Raw genomic sequence first — 21,893 nt, 5'->3', positions numbered from 1 at the left:
TGCCGTTACGATGGGAAAAATCCACGCTGGCGAAAGTTTGTTTACATAAAAAAGCAGAGATAAAAACAAATATCCATAACTCCTCCGATACGGGTCAAACAACAGTTTCAAGGAATGATTGCCACATTTCTCATATAATTCTTCAATCCGTAGTTCTTTGGACCGGTTAATCAGGAAATGTTTCATTTCTCCCTTTCATCTTTTCCTTATCTGCATGAAAATCCAGGTAAGAAGCATCCGGATAAGAATACTCACCACGATAGTTGGAAGCGTTGTAGATTGGGAATTGTACAGGATGGTAAGTCTGGGTCTTCGGACAATCGTTCTGAGTATAAATGTACATGGAATGATAATCCCATACTACCAGCTCATCTCTCTCATCTCCGGTCAAATCCAGTGACTCGCAGCACAGAACCGGATGTCCATCATCCGGGAATTCCACCGCACGAACACCTTTGCCATTTATCAAACCACCCTTTTGTGCCTCCGCATTCGTCAAGATCAACTCAGTACCATCACCATCCCAGTTTACAGGAGCCAGAATGTTGCCATTCATCTCATTTTCCATCTCCCAGATTTGATTGCCGTAACAGTCATAAAGGAAGATAACACCCTGATGACCCCAGAAGTTGGTAACCACGATTTCTCTTCCCTCCAGCTCTTGACAATAGTTGGCAATGGACACACGTTGCGCATGCCCGATCCTATCTCTTGCCACGATATTTCCATAGAAATCCCCGATAAAGAAGCCCTCTGTACCGGAAACGCAGGCAAAATGGCCTTCATCCTCGCCCGGCATCCATTTTCCTGCCACGATCTCATCTGTGTGGTCCTCGAAAATCGGATAACTCCACAGCAGTTGTCCATCACTGTCTAACAGTTTATAACCTACCAACAGCTCGTCCTTTCCGTCTCCATCAATATCGATCGGAAGCGGGCAGTGACCAGTGTTGGTCGAGCTCTTAAATTTCCACATGACGTTCAGATCTTCGTCTAAAGCATAAATCCGGCAGTAACGATCTTTGATCAAAATATCCGCCGGCTTCTCTTTACCGCGGAAGTTGCAAATACGAATGCCATCCGGGTTAATCCGCTCAAAAGCGTATATCTGATAAGGTACGCCTATCAAATCCGAGTCTTCCTCATCGGAAAATGGCGTTTTAGCAGATTTCCTGATGGTTCCTGTCTCACCATCCAGAATTCGAATCTCGAAATCCCATCCCACGATGACTTCGTCTTTTCCATCTCCATCGATATCATAAACCTGGAATGCCATATCCGCAGATACTTTACCCAGTTCTTCTGCCTTATCCGAAGGCTCTCCCAACTGCCACAATACGTTGCCATCTAAGTCAATAGCAGTCATACAGCTGATAAATCCATAAGCGTCGCGGCTGACTCTCTTCTGCATCTGTGCCAGAACCACATGCCACTCATCCGTTCCGGTCAGATGGCCGAACCGGATCTGACGACTGGTGCCGAAATTTTTCAGGTCAATTTTTTTCCAAAGTTTCATCTTTGGATGTTTCTTCATTTCCTCATTTTCTGATTCTTTCACTGCAAGTTCTGCCGCTTCAATTTCATGTTTCGTTTTCTCAGATACACATGCCTTAAAATCAGCAAATCTGGATGGGCAATCTGCCGTAATACCAACCTTTCCACCTCTTGCTACCAAATCATCCTCTACACGAAACAATTCCCGGTTATCTACATAAATCTTAGCAGTACGACCATCACAATCCACTTTCAAACGATATTCCCGGTCACAATTATGTGGAAAAGAAACATCTTTCAAGACCTGAAGTTCTTCCTTATGGCGGTAAGCCACTGCTGCTTTATCTTTGCCCTCAAGGTAAAATACCAGAGTATCAATACTGTGATTCATACTGAACACCAGCCCTGCCATACCCTTTTGAGAGAGTCGTCTGAGAGAAACTGATACCTCATAATTCTTCCACTGGTGTTTTCCGGTTTCCAGTGTCGGAAACATCCGATGAGGCCGATTTTTCTCGATTCGCATAGACTCCATAAAATGTCTTCCGTCTCGCTCTGTAATCAGCCAGGTCGGACCGGTTCCGTTGTAGGTATAATTACAGACCATATCTACCCAGTTGCCATGATAGCCACCCTCTACCACATATTGGTATTCTCCCATGGCTGTGTGATCTTTGTCATAAGGGAACTCCCCAATGGGAAAATCCTTAAAATCTTCGTTGCTCAATACTACATTTTTCATTGTATATTCTCCTTGTATATTCTCCCTGTCATGTATTTATGTCTTTTTTCACCCTTTCCCGGCAAATAGGCGCACTCTCCATCTGTCAGTTGCTTAATATTCCTATTTTTATATTCCATGATCTCATGGAATCGTTTTTCAACACCATACTGCTGTATAAACGCCCTGAAACTCGTCGAACCTTGTTTCTTCTGTCTTACGCATAAGAACCGTCATGGTTCCGTCTTCCGTAAATACAAGCTTAAAATGGACCGAAGCCACAGATTCATCAATCAGCTGGCAGTATACGTAGAATGTATCTCTGCTGCACCAAGCGCCAGATGAAGCGCATAGCTGGTGATACTCTGGGAACATTCCAACCAGATTATTTCCCATGCCAAATAGAATTTGGTGGGTTCCGCGCTCATTTTCATATTCCAGAACGCCGGTCTGATTCGTTCCAATGCATAAACGCATCCGATAGAAGCTTTCTTTATTTACATAAAATTTGTAATCTTTTCCATTTATCATCTCGGCTACATTTTCTCCACCCCAGTCTTCAAGAGCAGAAAGTGCCAGATTCTCAATCTTATCTTTCCATACCTTTTGGTCTGTTTCTTCTAACTCCCGAAGCGGCTGATCGGATAGTTGCTCAAAGATTTCTGTCTGAATCAGATTCAGAATCATATCACTTCCATTGGGAATACCTTGAGTATCCGCAGTCAGGGAGATCACCATATCCTGCTCCGGGAAGCACATGGTATCCTGGCTTCCCATGCCAATCATGGCAAAACTATCTCTTGGCATTTTCCAGAATTGGAATCCATAACCCCAGTCTCGTAAAGAACCCATAGCCGTCGGTGTCTGAAATCTAAGTGCCTGATCCAAGTATTCTTTCGGATAAATTTGTCTGCCATTCTCTTTTCCATAATCATCAGGATGCTTTCCACCGTTTAGCAGCATCAAACCCACTTTTAACATATCAGTTGGTTTTGCCATTAAACCGCTGCCTCCCATGGAAACCCCAAATGGATCTTCCATAATATAGCTTTCTTCCGAAAAGCCAATCTGCCGAAGCGCTCGATCCTTTAAGAAATCCAACAATTTCTGTCCCGTCAGCTTCTCAACCAACGCACATAAAGTATGAGATGCAGAAGTGTCATACATAAATATCTGTCCCGGACGATGCGTCGGTAACGTCTGAAAAAAGCTTCCGACCCAGTTTTCTGTGGTGCTGGTCTTCCTATAAGTAGTCATATTGTGACAGGTTTCCATCTGTAGCATATCTTTGATCGTCATCTCCTCCAGCCACGGATGTACTGTCCCCGGAAGATACTCTGGAAAATACTGACATATTTTATCATCTAAATGAATCAAACCATCAGAAACTAAAAGTCCTATACCAAGAGACACATAGCTCTTAGTTTCCGAAAACATCCGATGCAATTTATTTTTACCATACGGCTGGTAATAAGCTTCCAGCACCATATATCCATGTCTGGCAACCAAAATACTGTGCACCGGTATCTTCTGCTCTTTTAATTTATCAACAAACTGCTCTAATGCTTTGCTTGGAATTCCCTGTTTTTCCGGTGTGCTGATTTTCATTTGTTTACACTCCTATCTTATAAACTTCAAATCTCTTCCGGTATACGGTTCCGTCTTCATGGGCAAACCCAAAGTATGGTGTTTCTGTGCTGACATTCCGGGAAGCATATACCTGCCCTTTGGAATTGGAAATCGTTCCATCATGACCAACTCAACGGTTATCAAAAATAATATCTCCTTTCTGGGATCAGAACTCATGCCCAACACAATCATCTTCGCTTTGTCGGAAACATGGTCAGAAATCTCCAGTCTTCATACTAATCACCCAGATCCTCTGCTGAGTATAATTCCATGGACCTTCATGGCAGAACATTGCAATTTCTAAATCATCCGGAGAAAACTAAAAATGACTCATCCAATGTGTATCCCTGAACACATCATAAAATCCACTGCATGTCACAGCTAAAGGACAGATTATGCCGGAACTATAAAAGACAGAAGCACATGTTATATTGGTGTGCCCCTGCCTTTCTTCATTTATTTTTAATTGCTATGTCTGGCACCTATTCTGTTTTAATTTGCCATATAGTTCGCATATGCCGCATTCAGATATTCAGCCCACATATCAAGCAATTCTTTTGCTGTCATATCACCAGACATAACAGACTGGATACCCGGCTCAATATAAGTAGAATTGATGCTGCCCCACTCAGGAAGATATGCCGGGGAAGTGTAGGTCAAGCAATTGTCCTGGCTGGTTGTTTTGATTGCACACTGTATAGGCTGCATATCCTTCATCCAGTCATCATTATAGCATGCGGTGTTGGTTGGAAGCTGACCGATGGATTTGTTCCAGTAGCTGTTTGCGTCCTGACCACACATATAGGTGATCCATTTCCATGCAGCTTCCTGATTCTTACAGGTATCAAACATAGCTAAGCCAGTTATCGCTCCGCCATAGTTTATATATTTTCCATTTGTTGCTGTTGGAAGTGGATTTGCCGTAAATCCTGTTGTTCCACCAAATGCAGTCACATGGCTACCGTAAGATCCGAGGTTATGAGTAAGCATTGCTGATACACCAGAATCAAAGTTTGCGGAAATCTCTTTGTAACCTGCGGTAATATCACTCTCTGGAGTGTACTCGCCATATAGACCAAGGTATTTTTCAAGGAACTCGACCGCCTCATCACAGTTAAGGGTAGTCTTACCATCTTTATCAAATACTTCATCGGTTCCTAAATAGGAATAGATAAAATCAATTAAAATTGCCGGAGATGCAGAACCGCCACGAATTGTATAACCATACTGCCCATTATCTTTATCTGTTAATAATTTGGCATCTTCAAAAAATTCATCCCAGGTTTTTGGTGCTTCTAAACCAGCCTTTTCAAACATTTCATCATTTGTCCACAATGTAATAAAGTTGGCAGAAGTTGGCATCATATAAATTTTTCCATCTTTATTTTGTGTACGGCATATCTGCATATAGCCATCTTCCATATCTTTGGAACCATCCCATGCAGCAAGCATATCATCCAGTGCCACACAATGATTCTGACCAATTACTGTTGCTGCCCAACCATTATTTAAACCACCAACATCCGGTGTCTCTCCTGCAGCGATTGCAGTCTGATATTTAGAAAGCGCATCCCCGGAAGAAAGCCCTAAATACTCAATGTGAATATCCGGGTTTTCTTTTTCGAAATTCTCAATAATATCCATGTAATACTGAGTTCTTTCATCACCGGCATTCTCATCCCAAAAGGTAACAGTTACTTTATCTCCAGCTGCCTCTGTTGTATTGGCTTTCACTGCCTCTGTTGATGCCGCAGCCGTTCCCCCTGCACTGTCTCCGGACCCACCGCAGGCTGCCAACGAAGCTGTCATTGCTGCTGCTACTGCACATGCCAATACTTTTTTCATTTTTTTCATGATTCTTCTCCTTTTTATACCTTTAAGGGATTATCCCTTTACTGCTCCAGAACTAAGTCCGCCAACCAGGTTTTTCTGTACATAACTGAACAAGATTAATGTCGGCAGAACTGCAATTATAGCACCGGCTGCCAACTGACCATAATTGATACTAAACTCACCAACCAGGTTCTTTAAGCCAACCGGAAGTGTTAGTTTGTCCTGTTTGCTGATAAACATGAACGAGAATAAGAACTCATTCCAACAGGAAATAAATCCGTATGCCGCGATGGTAGCAATACCAGGTTTTAAAACCGGCAATAATACATGCCAGATTGCTCCCAATCTGCTGCATCCATCTATCTGTGCCGCTTCTTCAATAGTGTAATCAATACTGCCGATAAATCCCCTCATTAAAATCGAATTAAATGGGAAATGAAACGTAGTATTAACTAAAACCAGGGCGAACAGCCTGTTTAACATATTCAGATTTTTGAAAATAATAAAGATCGGAGTGATCAGCATTGCTCCAGGAATAAACTGAGTACAAAGTAAAATCAGCATGAATGCATTTTTGCCTTTGAACTTAAAACGTGCCAGCGCATATCCGGTAAGAATAGAAAGTATTACAATAAATACCACTCCGAATATGGCAATAAATAAGCTATTCTTGAAATAACTACTGAAACCACTTCTTGTCCATGCCTCTACATAGTTTTGCAATGTAAAGGTTTTCGGCCAATAAGTTACAGCTTTTGATGTAATTTCCACCGAAGGCTTAAAGGATGTCGCAAAACACCAATAGATTGGAAAAAGAATAAAAAACAGGATTACGAACAGCGCAGTCGCAAACAGAACGCCAGAAAACACTTTTTTCCCTTTGCTATGTTTCATTCTATTCATCTTCCTTTCCATAGCCAGAAGCCTTCAGATAAATTCCGGCAAATATCAGTAAAATGAAGAATGCGATGACTGCCAATGTAGAACCATATCCATAATTTCCGTTCTTTACCGAAGTATTGGTCATATACATAGTCAATGTTGTTGTCCGATAAGATGGGCCACCGCCTGTCAAGGTAAAGATCAAATCTACGTTATTGAACTCCCAAACTGCCCTTAATAAAGTAGTCAGGATAATGGTATCTTTCAAAATCGGAAGTTTGATCAGGAATATTTCCTGCATGGTATTTGCTCCGTCCATAACACACGCTTCATGCAGATCACTCGGAATATTCTGTAATGCAGCTAAGATGGTGATGGCGAAGAATGGAATACCTCTCCATAATTCTGCAACAGCTGTAGATTTAAATACCGTCTTCATATTGCCAAGCCATGCTGCATTCTTGGTAATCAGCCCAAGATCTTTACAAATAGAATTTAAAAGACCAATATTTTCATTGTAGATCAAAGACCAAAGCATGGAAGTCAGTACCCCAGATACTGCCCAAGGGAAGAATACGATGCAGCGATAAATTCCTCTCCCCTTAAATTTCCTATCCAAAAGTAGTGCCAGGATCATACCTATCACAAGCTGTGAAACCACCTCTGTCAAAACCCATTTCACCGATACGCCTAATGAACGGTAAAAAATTTTGTCTGCAAATAGTTTTTTGAAATTTTCAAGCCCTACAAAACCCTGGTTTGCAATTTTGGTTACATCATAGCTTTGAAGGCTGTAATAAAACACTGTCAGCAAAGGATAAGCTAAAAATGCCAAAATAAAAAATGCAGCCGGTGCCAAGAATAAATATGGCATCATTTCTTTCTTTCTCATCTCTGTTCCTCCCTTCCGATAAAATTATATGGAATCCGCCTTCACTTTTATAGCCAATTTTTTATACTAAATGTTCAAATTTTTATATAAAAGGCGCCAAAAAAGGCAGACCATCAAGTCTGCCCTTCAACAAGGTCACCCCCCTCATGAAATTTGATGATCCCAAAAGTTTAATGATTCCAAATGTCTTTTGCTTGATCCCTATAAGCTCCTGGTGATATTCCCATATATTTTTTAAAGCACACAGTGAAATAATTAGCTCCACTATATCCCGTTTTTTCTGCAATCTCACCAATGGTATCACTTGTGGTACGAAGTAACTCTTTAGCTTTTTCCATACGTATTCCCAACAGGTGAGCACCAAAATTCTGCTTTGTCTCCTGTTTGAATAAAACTGCCAGATACGGGACGCTGATATTTAAGCAATCCGCTACTTCATTTAAATTCAGCTCCACCTTCATATAATTATGTTTCAGATATTCCAGCGCTGCTTCTGCAGTTTTCTTCTTATGGTTTCCACCCTTCTTACGCTTCTCCGTAATATTTTTAGCGAACTGCAGGATATCTTCTTCCATCTCATCCAAAGTTGTCAATTGCTGGATATGGTTTAGATAATACAAATAACTGACTGACTCATCCTGAAAAGCCACTTCTCCCTTAAATGCCGTAATTGCCAGCTCTGTTGTCACCATCTTCGCCGATTCCAGAGAAATATATTCTTTATTCCGGAACGGTTCATAGATTCCACGAATATCCTGTTCTACCTCATCAATCATTCCCAGGCGAATATGATGCAACAGCGTGTCCGTAGGCAGTACTACCTGAAGTTCTTCTTTTTTATCCCAAAGATAGTCAGAGGTATGTACAACTTTCCAGTCATTTCCCTTTAAAATGTGCCGGTTATCTGCCACATGACGCACTCGTTCAAAAGACTCCGGAAGTTCCTCAATGGAACATTTGCTTCTTCCGACAGCAAATGTCACCCGATATTCTGGCAATTCTTTTTCCAAAGCCACCAAAGAATCTGTAAAACCATGAATAAATTCCAGTGTAAACAGCCCTTTTCTCCCAGAGGTCAATACCATCTGCAGATGAATGCTGACTGTCCTGGCAAAATAAACCTGAAATGACGCTCCAACGAGCTCTTCCATTTTCTGCTTTTTCTCTAAAATTTTCTCTTGGAGCAGACGCTTCACCTCGCCGCCTTCTCCCTCCGGAATCTTCTTTCCCTCTTTCGTGTCCACTGCAGCCAGCATTACCAGCCAGCTGACCTGATCTACTGGTATTTTAACCTTCCTTGCTTCTTTCTGAATCTCAGTCTTTTTTATTCTTCCATACAAAAGCTGACTGATAAAATGGCCTTGTAAGAATTCCTGGTTCTTTCCTACAGCCTCTTCTGATAATTCTTCCTTTTCAATATCAAGAGCAGCCCTCTGTACTGCTTGCAAGAGTATTTCCGGTGTTACTGGCTTTAATAAAAAGTCAAATGCCTTCAGCTGTACCGCCTTATGGGCATACTCAAAGTATTCGTATCCCGTCAAAAACAGTACTCTGCTTTTTAAACTGCGTTCCCGGATATGTTCCAAAAGACTGATTCCATCCATAGATGGCATATTGATATCCGTAATAATAATATCTGCCGTATGATTCTCTAAATATTCCCAAGCGTTCTCTCCATTTTTAAAGATTCCTGTCACATCAAACCGATGAGCGTTCCAGTCAACCAGTTTCTGAAAACTTTCCCGCATCAATTCCTCATCATCAATAAATAAAATACTGTACCTTCTCATCTTTTCCTTACCGGCATTTTTTAAGACGTCTCTTCATTTTCCCGTTTCATTGAAAAACAAATTCTTACACAGGTATCCTGACTGACAGATTCAATTTCAACACCTGCTTCCTGACCAAACTCTAATTTCAATCTGGCATTCACATTTTTCATGCCGAAACTTGCCGTCTTCTCCCCTGGTTTTCCATCTTTCAAGTAAGTTCGGATTTCTTCCAACTGTTCCGGTTCGATTCCCGGTCCGTCATCATGTACTTCCAGGCAGGCATGTTTTCCATCATAAGTTCCACCAAGAATACAGATATTTCCAAATTCATGTTTCATCTTAATTCCATGGTAAATTGCATTTTCTACTAATGGCTGCAAGGACATTTTAGGAATCAGACAATCCAGAATTTCCTCATCACAATCGATCGTATAATCAAACAGATCCGAATAACGAAAATGTTGGATAAATAAATAATTTTTCACATGTTTTAATTCTTCTTTTACAGTGATGATTGTCTTCCCCTTACTTAATCCGATCCGGTAAAATGCTGCCAAAGCGAGCAACATTTCACTTGCCTTTTCCGTCTTTTTCAGTTCACACAACTGACTAATCGAGTATAGCGTATTATAAAGGAAATGCGGGTTAATCTGTTCCTGTAAAAGGGCAATCTCCATACGTTGCTTCGCACCCTGTTCCTCTTTTATCCGCTTTAAAAGCCGGTTAATATGAACCCTCATTTTCTCCAGATTTTTACTTAAGGTTGTGATTTCTTCATAAGAGTGCACAGATATTTCACGTTCCAGAATATCTTCTGCCTCCACCTTCCTTGCCAATTCTCGGAGTGAATAGCTGATTGCATCAGACAAAATTCCAAGAATCACTGCCGATACTGCCACTGCTATCGCTACCAGCACCATAGCATCCCGAATAATATAGTGCGCATTGGAAATACTGCTTTCTTTTACATTATACACCAACTTCCACCCAGTCTGCTTAATAGACTTGGACATGAAATAATAGCCATCTAAAATATTTGTCCGGACTTCTCCATCAGAGCATTCATGATTCACCAAATATTCCCGCTTATCCTGTACCGCCTTCCAGGCATCCGGGGAACCAAAATGCATGATTCCATAATCCGTTAAAATGCTCAAAGCTGCATCTTGATCCAAAGCTGTTACATCCAGAATATTTTCAAAAAAATCTTGTTTTAATGCGATCAAAATAATTCCGCTTCTATTATTATTCTCTCCATCATATAGATGAAACAGCACCGCTCCTACTTCTTTATCCGGAATTAGATCTCGAAAAGAATCTGCATCTACCCAGTAATAGCTATTATCCGGAAATCGTTCTTTCCAGATCCCATAGGTATAATTTATTTTCAAAAGATCCTGCTCATAAGCCTGCTGAAGTACTTTTCCATTGCCGAAATTCAGATAGACATTACAAACACTGGTCTTATTTGCATTAAATAATTGCTTCAACAGTCTGTTTAAATACACATAATTAGCTGCTGCATAAGGAAGGCTCTGATTTCCTTCTCTCATGTTTCGCAGCTGTAGAAGATTCTGATTAGATTCCAATGTCAAAAATGCCGAATAAACATTTGCAATATAATTATCCAGATATACATTAAATTGTTTTACCACTATGGACATATTGTCCTTCACATTCTGCCGAATCTTATTTTCTGACAAACTTGTCAAAATAAGGCTGAAACAGATAAACAGCACACTTAATAAAGTCACCATCGACCAAGTCAATAACTGACGAAACGTTCTTTTTTCATACCATACCTGGAAACCCTTTAACTTCTTCATCTTCTCTGTCATACCCGCCTACAAGCGACCGCTGCCAATCCGGTCTCTAAAAGGACTTATGATAAATATCTAACATCTGCGCCGTGTTTTTCATCACAGTGTCTACATCATATCCTCTACAACAGAATCACCGATTTCTATATTCATATTTCAAGTTTGCATGCCAATCAAATATCATCAATGGGCTTTTCTTTATCGAAACCACCTGTCAAACATGTGGTTTTTGAAGCAGGAAGCCAAAACAGGTGACACACCCAGTGGCATGTCACCTATATGATCTTTTATAATAGCATATTTCTCTTCTCCTCTGCAAGTATCTTACAACAACTCGACCGGAAGCGCAAATGCCGCGATATAATGCGACCCAGTCTTTTAAGCCGGAAAGCTCTCATCTAAATATATATAAAGTATTCTTTGGGATTCCTAACTCTCTGGCAGCTTTTGCTTGCCCTATTTCCTTGGCAAGCTTCACTGACTGTACCTTAAACTCGTGATCGTATTGCCTGTTTCCTGCCATTTGTTTATCTCCTTCTCCTCTTGGATTATATATGTTCCCTTGAGGAAAAAGTGTCAACTTTATTTATACAGGATCATAATTTAAATACTTCATCCAAACGGCCATTTCCCCCGGAACTCTGTTGCACCAATACGCATATGGAATAGCTTTAAGCTCAACGCTTTCACACTTAGTAGAAGTTAGAAGAAAATACAAATCCCTTTCTTCCATTATCATTCGTTTTCCTTTCACATAAAGCGCTATACACTCTGTCGGAACCGTTACATATTTTTCTTCTATTGTTGAATGTGCATCTACATAAACAGATGCCAAATTACTTCCATTGTCTGTCTCTTCAAAGCAATATACAATAGGTCCCTTGACTAATGCAGCTTTTCCAATGTCTTCACGTATATTAGAATTTGCCGCTACCCAAACTGCTTTCATATCAAAGCTAATGGAAAATGACGTATCGCTATTAAGATCAATTACTGCATAATGATTTTCTTTCTTATATTTTATATTTTTCTCACCTTGAATAACAAAATTTATAGCATAATCAGGGATCCGGATATGCAACTTCAAGCCGTCCTGCGCTTTTACAAAAATATTCATCCGGCTCTCCCACGGAAATTTTGTCTCAACCTTTATTTCAGCAGTTTTGCCATTCAGATCAAGTTTTGTCGTATTTGATATGAAAAGATTAAGATAAACATCGTTCCGGTCTGTATCAAGAATATACTGTCCTAAAGAGGCCAAGGTACATGCTACATTAGGCTGGAGCTAGCATATAAATAGTACAAAATAAGAATGACCTTTTCCTGATAAATCATGTACCATGAAAGAACAGGAGGGAAAAGAGTCATGGCAAAAGGAACGGTATATACCCAACAATTCAAGGAGGATGCAGTTCGCTACAAAAAGGAGCATCCGGAACTATCTTACCAGGCAGCAGCCAGTAATCTCAATGTCAGTATTTCTGCGTTAAAGTCCTGGATCAAGAAGGCAAAGGAGAATGATGGTGAGGTCCCAACCCGCGGAGCCGGCAATTATTCCAGCGACGAGGCAAAGGAAATCGCCAGGCTTCAGCGAGAATTACGAGATACAAAGGACGCACTTGAAGTATTAAAAAAAGCCATCGGTATCCTGGGAAACTGACACTGGCCATATATACAGCAACTGCTGAATACGTGGAGGAAGTTCATCAATTTCCGGTGAAACACCGGGTCTCTGTCAGCGGGATACTGAAATATCTGGGTGTTTCACGATCCGGTTATGCTTCCTGGAAGAAGCGTGTCCCTTCCGACACAGAGAAGCGTCGAGAAGCGATGAAACAAAAAATCCAGAGAATATATGATAAATCCCATCAAAACTACGGGGCACCCAAAATCACGGTGCAGCTTCATAAAGATGGTGAATCCATTTCCGAGCGGACTGTGGGCACCTACATGCATCAGATGGGTATCAAGGCTCAATGGATAAAACCATATACCCGGACAACCATAGATTCTGACTTCAGTACAAAATTAAAAAATATACTGCAGCAGCAATTTAATCCGGCAGAGCCAAATGCTGTATGGGTTTCCGATATCACTTATATTGTTACTGTGATTGGTTTTGTGTACCTGACTAGTATTATGGATCTGTTTTCACGGAAAATCATCGCCTGGGTCCTCAGCACGACCCTGGAAGCGCAGCATGTTGTCGACTGTGTCAATCTGGCAAAGCAAAAGCGTCATGTTGACAAACCGCTTGTATTTCACAATGATCGCGGATCACAGTATGTTTCGGATGCTTTCAAAGATGCAACTGCAAGCTTTATTAATAGTTATTCCCCAAAGGGATATCCTTGGGATAACGCATGCATCGAATCGTTCCATGCACTCATTAAGAGAGAATGGATCAATCGATTTGTGATACTTGATTATCAACATGCTTATCGTCTTGTATTTGAGTATATTGAAACTTTCTATAATACAGTGAGGCTCCATAGTCATTGTGATTACTGCTCACCGGGTCAGTATGAGGAGCAATACCTGGAGAAACTGGAGGAGTCTCTCAAGCTCGTAAGCTGAGAGATAATCCGGTGTGTAAGTCACTGATACAGAGCATTTGAAACTGTTAATGCTGTTTAGCGGGAATTATTGTACTCATACACCAACCGGAATGACAGTCTGATCTGTGACTGTCATGAAGGGCGGTAGGATAAACAGCGGAGTATCAGCGAAAAAGGTTATTTTTAACTTGTACTTTTTCTTGACATAGGACCACTTTGGCTTGGTTAACCAGACAGACTGCCGGAACGTATTTTACATCAATTTGGAACCGCTGGCCGGGATAGAGCATTTGCTCGTAGGGCTTAGGTATATACTTAGGGTTCTGCGGCTTGACTGCCATGATTCCCCGACGCCTGAGAACGCGATAAAGGCCGGTAACAGAGCGTTTGTAGCCGCGCTGCATGAGCTTTATCCAAAAGGTGACAAGGCCGGCGCTTTGGTTCCTGCGGCGCATGTCGGAGATGAGTTTCAACTCCTCTGGGGTATGCTGGTTGGGATGACTGTGGGGGCGCCTGGATCGGTAACTGAGAGACTCCCAGGAGCCGTCATAGCGTTTCATCCAGCGGTAGATAAACTGTCGGTTAACGCGATAACGGACCGCAGCTTTGGTGACACCATGTTTTTGTGCGTAACGGATAAGAGATAGCCTAAAGCGCATATCCTGTGTTATAGTAGTCACAACGGAAGACCTCCTTATGTTTGGATTTGTTTGTAGTGAACTAACTTTAACACAAGACAGGCTCTTCCGTTTTTTTATTTAGTTGTGATGTAACACATGTATTGTAATCCTACATTCTCACAGTAATGTACCGTATTCGATTCAGTTATAAACAACTCCATAATCTGTCATATGATATATCGTAAGGCAAATCATGGTTCCCACAGTCATAAATGCTGCACATTCAGATAACAATTTTATGGCTCTTCTCACATCTCTGAGGGTAAGATATGCAGAAGAGTCAGGATTATTTTCTTAGGTCAATCCCATATTCCGTCAAGTGAACTCACTGTGATTTCATCAATCACGGCTTCCTTATAAGGTGTCCTGATCCAACACTCTGTCTGATCCGGCGCCGGATATACATTGCTTGTTATACAGTATCTTCCACGTTCCGCATAAACTTCCACACTGCTACAATCGACAAGAATCATTATTTCCATTCTGTTGTCTTCTCGGTGAAAAATACGGTTCATTCTTCCCCTACCATAAAGATCTCCGTTGTTTTTGTCGACACTTAAAATATTTTCCAGCAAGTCGACGGAAATCACCGTCGCATGGTCATCCTTCCCGAGCATGCCGATTTCCAGATACCGCGACCGGATTTTTTTTACATCCAGTCGGATCAGCAATCGAAAACTTTTCGGCACCTCTGGAAAGATCATATATTTTTCTCTGGTAACCCGTACTTCTTTCAGCACTTTTTTGCTCAACACAAGAGTTTCCAGTTCTTCCACGGGATACAGGCAGATCTCATCTTCTTTGTTCAAAGTGACAACACGCGGAATACTCAAAGTGCCTCTCCAGTTTTCCACGCTAGTCGGACCCCAGCCCTCACACCAAGGCATCCACAACCATCCGTTCTGCCATGCTACCATAACTCTGTTTCCGTGTTTATCAAGAAACGTCTGTGGCGCATAATAATCAAACCCTGTATCTAGAGTGCCGATTTTTTCGATTTCATACTCGCCCTTCTCAAAATTCATCTGACCGACGCAGTACAGCGCCTTGTTCAGTGTGGGATGATTCATCGGCGAACATGTCAGCACCCACTTTCCGTTGATTTCATAGAGGTCTGGACATTCAAACATTGTTCCCATCCTCCCGCCAGAGACAAGGATTACTCCTTTATATGACCAGTCAAAAATATTTTTTGATTCGTATAGGAACACTCTACCGTCGCCACCGCTATCTGCCCCTCCGATCGATCCTCCAACAACCATATACCATTTTCCCGCATGTTCAAACACTTTCGGATCTCGGAAATCATCCGACACCTCCGGATAGGGCTTTTCTACGACCGGATTTCCTGCATATTTCTGAAAATGGACTCCGTCATCGGAATACGCGATGCACTGTGTCTGTTTTGTTCTTCCGTTCTTTTTTATTGTAGCCGAATAGAACAGATACATCGTCCCGTCCTTCTCAACGGCGCTTCCAGAAAAGCAGCCGCCTTCCGAATGATTGTCATACGGTTGGTCGGGTTTTAACGCAATCGGCATATCCTTCCAATGTATTATATCCCTACTGACTGCATGTCCCCAGTGCATGCAGGCCCAGTCACAGTTTTTCGGATTGTACTGATAAAAAAGATGATACCATCCCCTGTAATAAATCAACCCGTTCGGGTCATTCATCCAAGAAACGGGAGCCGTAAAATGATATCTCGGCCTCCATTTCTCATTTTTTTTATCCGTCTCCCGGTTCTTCACAATATATCTTTCAATCATACATTCTCTACCTGAATTCCATTCAGATCTCCGTATAATACCTGAATATCCGAATGTGTTTTTCCTTCATTATCTATTGTTTGATGGTATGTTCCCCATGCTTTTCCATTAATCCAGAATGTTGTGTAATTCTTCTGATTGATAACCGGATGGAACGACATGGTCTTCTTCACCATATCACACTCATAGCCTGCGAATGCAGGAATCAGGGTAAAACTTGACATCGGGCGAATGTAGTGATGTCCTGCCTCTGTCTCACTCCACGGACACCTTTTATATCCGTCATATCTATCTCTAATTGCCCGGATTATTGTAAATGCCTCTTCAATCATGCCCTCTTTCACCATATTGACCGCTACCGTATACTCTACGCCGCTCCACACTTCATCGCAGTACGCAAACGGGAATCTCGGTCTTCCTCCGTGTGGCCATGAACAGAGTACAAGACCCGCCTCGTCGTTGAGCGCATACGTTCTCTGCACGTTCGGGACATCGTCCATGCAATCGCGAAAATTATATTTGTAAATAGATTCCAATGCCTTTTTCACATGTTCTTTTGGAAGCACATACCCAAGACCCGCGGCATGCACCATGAACTGTCCTAACAGCTGATCCGTAAGACAACCTTTTCCATACTGGTAGCGGTATGCGTCCACATCCTCAAGTTCCTGAATGTAGTATTCTCCGTTGAACAGCTTCTGATCCACAAGCAGAGCAGCTTTCTCATATAAAGCGCTGCATTTTTCTGCAATGGCTTTCTTGCCAATATGTTCTGCCATTTCCGCCACACCCTTGAGCGCTCCAAGATAAATCGTATTGGTCATTGTATTCGGGCCGTAGAACTCAATATCGTAAGTCACATGCTGTTTTCCGTCAAGAACACCATCGCCGTCCGTATCCCACTCCTTAACGGAATACTTGAGTGCTTTTATCATATTATCCCATATTCCTTTTAAGAACTCATCATCACCAGTATATTTCCACTCTCTGTAAATACGCAGAATGGCGCCAAACTCCCCATCACATGCGGGAATCATATCCCACCTGCTTTCTCCAAGAACTTTTCTCGCACGGAACGGCATGCATCCGTCTTTATCCAGTTCAATATTAAATTCCACATTCCGCATCGTGATCTCAAGATCCGGGAACAAACATGCAACCGCTGTGGCATAATTCCATACATGATTTACATTTCCCTGTCCGCACCCTACATAATCACGGATTCCTTCCCAACCGAGGAAATTTCCATTCTCAATACGAAAACAACATTGGCTCTTCATAGACATGATGTTGGATGCCACAGCATCAACAACATATGCGGGAAGTGATGTATTAAACAGCGCATTTTCAAAGGCACGAGAATTCTTCTCAAGATAATCCATCTTGTTTACTACATAATTTGTCACATCCCACGCATCTTTCCATTTTGTCGCATAGTAATTTCTGATAGAATCATATCCGCCTTCGCGATATCTCTTGAGATCTTCATCGTACTCGATCCATCCCTTCGGTCTGTTCGGAAAGTACCACGAAATAAGGAATTCGAACGTCTTTGCCTCGTTAGGACCAATTGTCTCATAGCTACTGATAGAGCTGATTCTCTCCTTCAGATTCAGGAAGCTAAAATCATAGTGTGAAAGGAGATCACATCCCTTTGCCTCGATTTCTTCTTCCTCGGTAAGCATTCCATCTTCAGTAAAATCATCCCAGAAATCTTGCGCATTGTCTGTCCACTGTCCGTGCAACCATCTTTTCTTTGTAATTCCACAGCTGTTTGTCGTAGATATGGACATACTGCCGAACTTCATATCCGTCTCTTTTAAGTGCTTTGCAGTATAATACCATCCTCTAACTCCATCTTCCTCTCTATATTCGTTCTGTACTTCATCCACCAACTTCACATTATTGAATACATCGTATCCGTCAAATCCTACTACGTTTGCCATCGTTCCGACTACAGAGACGTCTACCGGATGATCGGTTGGGTTTTTCACCCTGTACCGAATTACTGCCACAGGGATACCAGAATCATCCGCATTCAGCGGGATAAAAGGTGTAAACGCTTCCATCCTTACCTCTACTGGAACTTTGCTGTCTTTGAGATTTACATAAACAAACGGCTGTTTTCCCACCATCTCTGACTCTTCAAAACGCGGAATGCCTGCAAGTTCTCCGTTCAGAAAACCGTGGGATTTATAAAACGGCGAACACAGCTTTGATTCCAGAATCCTATTGACCGGCTCCTTGCCCTCTTCCTTAGTCCAGATCGCAAAAAATGAAAACGGTACAAACTGTCCCTTTCCTGGCCAGTTAAAAATTTCCCAGTCTCTTAATTCACCTCTTGCCCCGACAGAAATATTTCCTGTTCCGATACCTCCCAAAAGAAATTTTGCAACTGATGCGTCCTTCTTATATGAAATTTTTCCTCCTGTCTCAAACAGATCAACTTTGGAATGTAGCTTCATCGTATTCATTATATAATCCTCCTGCTATCTTTTTTATTTATCCTTTTACACCCACGTGAGTCATACTCTTTACAATCCATTTCTGCCCAATAATAAATACAACTAAAACTGGAATTACCGCCAGCACAACCGCCGCGAACTCAACATTGTCGCCTGTCGCATACGGCTGTCTAATCGAGAGTATACCTACAGGAAGAGATAACTTATCTGTGTCATTAATCATAATAAATGTCGTAAAATAGTCATTCCAAGAAAATGTAAATACAATAATTGCAAGTGAAGCAAGCGTCGATTTTGCCATCGGCAACATAATTGAAAAGAATATCCTTATCGGTCCTGCTCCATCAAGTGCCGCCGCCTCATTTAATTCCTTTGGAACGCCTAGAAAGAACTGACGCATCATAAATATACCGAACGCCCCTGCAAGTCCCGGACATGTCGCTCCGAATATAGACGGTAAAGTCACCGCCCAAGATGTATTGATAGCCCCGAAAAAAGTCATAATTCTGTACAGTGCGACAATCGTTACCTGCACCGGAACCATCATTGCGATCATCATAAGGAAAAACATGAAATTTTTCCCTTTAAAGCTAAATTTCGCATATGCGTAACCTGCCAAGGCGCCGTGTACTACCATTCCGATTGTAATAATGGTACTCATAAACAAACTGTTTTTCATGAATGTGAAAAACGGAATGGAATCAGAGAAGAGTTTCTTGAAATACTTCAAATTCCACTCGGAAGGAGCAGGAGGCAGCCACTTCGGCGGCAGTGCAATTGCCTCATTGTACGGACGGAGAGAGGCTGAAAATACCCATAGGAAGGGAGCAATCATGAAGAAGGCAATCACAGCCATTATAATAGCTAGCACAATATGACTTATCTTAAATGAATGTCCAAATATATGTATTTTTTTACTCATAATGTACCCACCACCTGCTTCCTACAAACTGGATAAATGTTACTATACTAATCAATACGAGTAGCAACATCGATAGTGCTGATGCAACTCCGTAATTGAATGAAGTAAATCCTTTCTCCGCAATCAACATAACAAGGCTTCGAGACGAATCTCCTGGGCCTCCACTGGTCAACACATAAATTGATTCGTAAATTCTGAGTGCTCCCGTTACATTCATTATTAGCACGAAAAAAATCTGTGGAGACGCTAGTGGCACAATAATCTTCCAAAATCTCTGGAACGGTCCAGCTCCGTCAATTTCAGCAGCCTCAAGGAGCCCTTTGTCCACATTTTGAAGGCCTGCAAGGATCAGAAGCATTGACATACCTGCATTTTTCCATATATCAAGGATCAGTACGGCAATCTTAGACATTGCTTGACTATTAAGCCATGATACTTCGGGGATACCCACCAGACCGAGATAATAGTTGATTAGTCCTGAATTCGTCTGGAAAAACGCCTGCCAGATAATTGACACAAAAGTCAGTGCGCAAAGAGACGGGAAAAAGTATATCGACCGAAAAAAGACATTTGCTTTTCTCGGAAGAATATCATCTACCAAAACAGCTAACACAAGCCCGAAACCTGTGTTCCCAATGGAACAGAATATTGTATACCATATTGTATTTTTAAGCGCAGTCAACGACCGAACATCTCTTAAGATTTCTTTGTAATTTTGGAGTCCGATAAAGCTGGACTTCCCTGTAAACAGGTTATACTTCTGAAAAGAAATGATCAGCACCCATATTACCGGAATCATAACGAATGCTAAAAAGCCGATAAAAGACGGAAGCGTAAACAAATATGCAGCTCTTGCTTCTTTTCCGTTCTTTCTTTTCTTACCCGACATCACTAGCTTCCTTCCTGTATCAGACCGCACACAAGGAATCCTACCATCCCTGTATGCGATCCTGCATTGATTGTTTTAAAATCTTTTATCTCACTGTAATCATACGGTCAGTCGATTGCACTCTCCACCTGGGACTGTGCTGAATCCAATGCAGCCTGCGGATCCTGTGCTCCTGAGAATACATCCTCCATTGCTCTTGTAACCGTAGTCTGAAGATCACCGAAATAAGTCGGCGCACATACTGGCTTTGAGATTGTGATTGCTTTCCACAAACCTTTGATGTTATCCGGGGCAGTTCCCATAATATCAGTATCTGTAGCGAGTGATTCCGTCGGAGGAATTTGCTGTCCACCTGCCGCATTTGCTTTCATTGTCTCGCTTGACACCATCTCTTTCAACAGGTCCACTGCAAGCTCCTGATTCACCGGATTCTTTCCTAAGCACCATGCGGAGCCGCCATATACGGAGCTTTCCTCTTTGTTAACCGGCCACTGTACGCAATCAAAATCTTCATTTGTCAGTCCCGCATCCATCCATGCATCAAGCGGCCATCTTCCCGCTCCTACCATCGCCAGCTGTTTGGAAGAGAACATTGTGTATACATCTGAACTAATTGGGTCAGGAGTTATCTTCTCGTCTACTAGTTTTCTCAAAAAATCAACAGACTCCACCATATCTTTACTGTTGACTGTCGGATTTCCTTCGTCATCAGTCAAATATGTGCCGTTTGATGTCCACCACGGTGTCAACTGGAAATACGCACTTGACAATCCGTATCCATATACGGAACCATCATCTTTTGTGAGCTTCTTTGCGATATCATAAAACTCATCCCATGTCCATCCATCCTGCGGATACGCAATTCCCGCATCGTCAAACATATGCTTGTTATAATACATAACCATTGTCTGTGTACCGCTCGGAAGCCCGTACAGTTTGCCACCTACCGAAAATCCAGAAAGAAGCGATTCCGCATATTCTCCCTTCAACTGCGTCAGATAATCGTCCTCGCTTACAAAATCATCCAGTGGCTGTATCAGGTCATTCGATACCGCCATCTGCGCCGCCTCAAGTCCAAGATTGATGACATCCGGCGCCTCTCCGGAAGTCGTCATTGTAATCCATTTCTGAATGAAATCAGACCACTCCGTGACTGGCACACATGTCTGTTTTACCTTCACGTTCGGATGTTCTTTGTTAAACCGGGCAATCGCATCATTTGCAATAGATTCTTCTACCGTACTTCCCCAGTTGAGAACTCTAAGGGTTGTCTCCTTCCCTGATGAAGAGTTCTCAGATGAAGATTTTTGGGCAGAAGGCACATCAGGGCTTCCGCCAGACCCGCATGCAGCTATGGAAAACGCCATTGTCCCTGCAAGTACCAGTGCAAACAACTTCTTCACTCTGTTTTTCATAGTTTCCCTCCATTATCTTTGTGTATTTGTGGAACGCGTTCCATATCTTCCTAAAAATATATTTATACCTTATATCTGCTTGGGTAAAATGTCAATGTTTCCCGATAATATGAATGTAATTTTAGCATTATTGACGAGAACTGTGTCTCAAT

Annotated in this window: 17 protein-coding genes; 2 read left to right on the top strand and 15 right to left on the bottom strand. The window is 41.9% G+C overall.

Going from position 1 to position 21,893, the window contains the following annotated elements; translation table 11 throughout:
* Window positions 1-166 precede the first annotated feature (166 nt).
* The 9 genes from HW273_RS03030 to HW273_RS02990 all read right to left on the bottom strand — a co-directional run bounded on the left by HW273_RS03030 (window position 167) and on the right by HW273_RS02990 (window position 12,304).
* A complete protein-coding gene (locus HW273_RS03030; protein WP_179010371.1) occupies window positions 167-2,236 on the bottom strand; it encodes a hypothetical protein in 2,070 nt (689 codons plus the stop codon).
* A 138-nt stretch (window positions 2,237-2,374) separates the two neighbouring features.
* Complete coding sequence (locus tag HW273_RS03025) at window positions 2,375-3,823, bottom strand: serine hydrolase domain-containing protein (RefSeq protein WP_179010370.1); 1,449 nt, start codon at window positions 3,821-3,823, stop codon at window positions 2,375-2,377.
* Window positions 3,824-4,336: 513 nt separating this feature from the next.
* Window positions 4,337-5,698, bottom strand: coding sequence for an ABC transporter substrate-binding protein (locus tag HW273_RS03020; protein WP_179010369.1), 1,362 nt, complete (start codon window positions 5,696-5,698; stop codon window positions 4,337-4,339).
* A 30-nt stretch (window positions 5,699-5,728) separates the two neighbouring features.
* Window positions 5,729-6,571 (bottom strand): carbohydrate ABC transporter permease, encoded by an 843-nt coding sequence (locus HW273_RS03015; protein ID WP_179010368.1) that lies wholly within the window; start codon window positions 6,569-6,571, stop codon window positions 5,729-5,731.
* Window position 6,572: 1 nt separating this feature from the next.
* A complete protein-coding gene (locus HW273_RS03010; RefSeq protein ID WP_179010367.1) occupies window positions 6,573-7,451 on the bottom strand; it encodes a carbohydrate ABC transporter permease in 879 nt (292 codons plus the stop codon).
* A gap of 170 nt (window positions 7,452-7,621) precedes the next feature.
* On the bottom strand, window positions 7,622-9,241 hold the full coding sequence (locus HW273_RS03005) for a response regulator transcription factor (protein WP_179010366.1): 1,620 nt from the start codon (window positions 9,239-9,241) through the stop codon (window positions 7,622-7,624).
* 20 nt (window positions 9,242-9,261) lie between these two features.
* Window positions 9,262-11,049, bottom strand: a complete 1,788-nt coding sequence (locus tag HW273_RS03000) for a sensor histidine kinase (protein ID WP_179010365.1) — start codon at window positions 11,047-11,049, stop codon at window positions 9,262-9,264.
* Window positions 11,050-11,437: 388 nt separating this feature from the next.
* Window positions 11,438-11,566 carry a helix-turn-helix domain-containing protein gene (locus HW273_RS02995; protein WP_243206733.1) on the bottom strand — a complete coding sequence of 43 codons (129 nt, stop codon included), beginning with the start codon at window positions 11,564-11,566 and terminating at the stop codon, window positions 11,438-11,440.
* Window positions 11,567-11,629: 63 nt separating this feature from the next.
* Window positions 11,630-12,304: a beta-L-arabinofuranosidase domain-containing protein gene (locus HW273_RS02990; RefSeq protein WP_179010364.1), complete on the bottom strand. Its 675-nt coding sequence runs from the start codon at window positions 12,302-12,304 to the stop codon at window positions 11,630-11,632.
* A gap of 105 nt (window positions 12,305-12,409) precedes the next feature.
* Here HW273_RS02990 and HW273_RS02985 point away from each other — a divergent pair, with 105 nt between their 5' ends.
* The gene (locus tag HW273_RS02985; protein WP_021667285.1) at window positions 12,410-12,703 is read left to right on the top strand and encodes a transposase; all 294 of its coding nucleotides are present in this window, start codon (window positions 12,410-12,412) and stop codon (window positions 12,701-12,703) included.
* 32 nt (window positions 12,704-12,735) lie between these two features.
* Window positions 12,736-13,620, top strand: coding sequence for an IS3 family transposase (locus HW273_RS02980; RefSeq protein WP_330603908.1), 885 nt, complete (start codon window positions 12,736-12,738; stop codon window positions 13,618-13,620).
* A 145-nt stretch (window positions 13,621-13,765) separates the two neighbouring features.
* On the opposite strand, the gene HW273_RS02975 is transcribed toward HW273_RS02980, so the two are convergent.
* The 6 genes from HW273_RS02975 to HW273_RS02950 all read right to left on the bottom strand — a co-directional run bounded on the left by HW273_RS02975 (window position 13,766) and on the right by HW273_RS02950 (window position 21,741).
* Window positions 13,766-14,281 carry a helix-turn-helix domain-containing protein gene (locus HW273_RS02975; protein WP_330603906.1) on the bottom strand — a complete coding sequence of 172 codons (516 nt, stop codon included), beginning with the start codon at window positions 14,279-14,281 and terminating at the stop codon, window positions 13,766-13,768.
* A gap of 299 nt (window positions 14,282-14,580) precedes the next feature.
* Window positions 14,581-16,050, bottom strand: coding sequence for a glycoside hydrolase family 32 protein (locus tag HW273_RS02970; protein ID WP_179010363.1), 1,470 nt, complete (start codon window positions 16,048-16,050; stop codon window positions 14,581-14,583).
* Entirely contained in the window at window positions 16,047-18,524 is a 2,478-nt protein-coding gene (locus tag HW273_RS02965; RefSeq protein ID WP_179010362.1) for a GH116 family glycosyl-hydrolase, read from the bottom strand. Before HW273_RS02965 ends, HW273_RS02970 begins: the two co-directional genes overlap by 4 nt.
* 28 nt (window positions 18,525-18,552) lie before the next feature.
* The gene (locus HW273_RS02960; RefSeq protein WP_179010361.1) at window positions 18,553-19,437 is read right to left on the bottom strand and encodes a carbohydrate ABC transporter permease; all 885 of its coding nucleotides are present in this window, start codon (window positions 19,435-19,437) and stop codon (window positions 18,553-18,555) included.
* Entirely contained in the window at window positions 19,430-20,326 is an 897-nt protein-coding gene (locus tag HW273_RS02955; RefSeq protein WP_179010360.1) for a carbohydrate ABC transporter permease, read from the bottom strand. Before HW273_RS02955 ends, HW273_RS02960 begins: the two co-directional genes overlap by 8 nt.
* Window positions 20,327-20,433: 107 nt before the next feature.
* Complete coding sequence (locus tag HW273_RS02950; RefSeq protein ID WP_179010359.1) at window positions 20,434-21,741, bottom strand: ABC transporter substrate-binding protein; 1,308 nt, start codon at window positions 21,739-21,741, stop codon at window positions 20,434-20,436.
* Window positions 21,742-21,893 lie beyond the last annotated feature (152 nt).

Source organism: Oribacterium sp. oral taxon 102 (assembly GCF_013394775.1).
Lineage (GTDB): Bacteria > Bacillota > Clostridia > Lachnospirales > Lachnospiraceae > Oribacterium.
The sequence above is the reverse complement of the archived record's forward strand: the minus strand, read 5'-3'. Positions and strand labels throughout refer to the sequence as shown.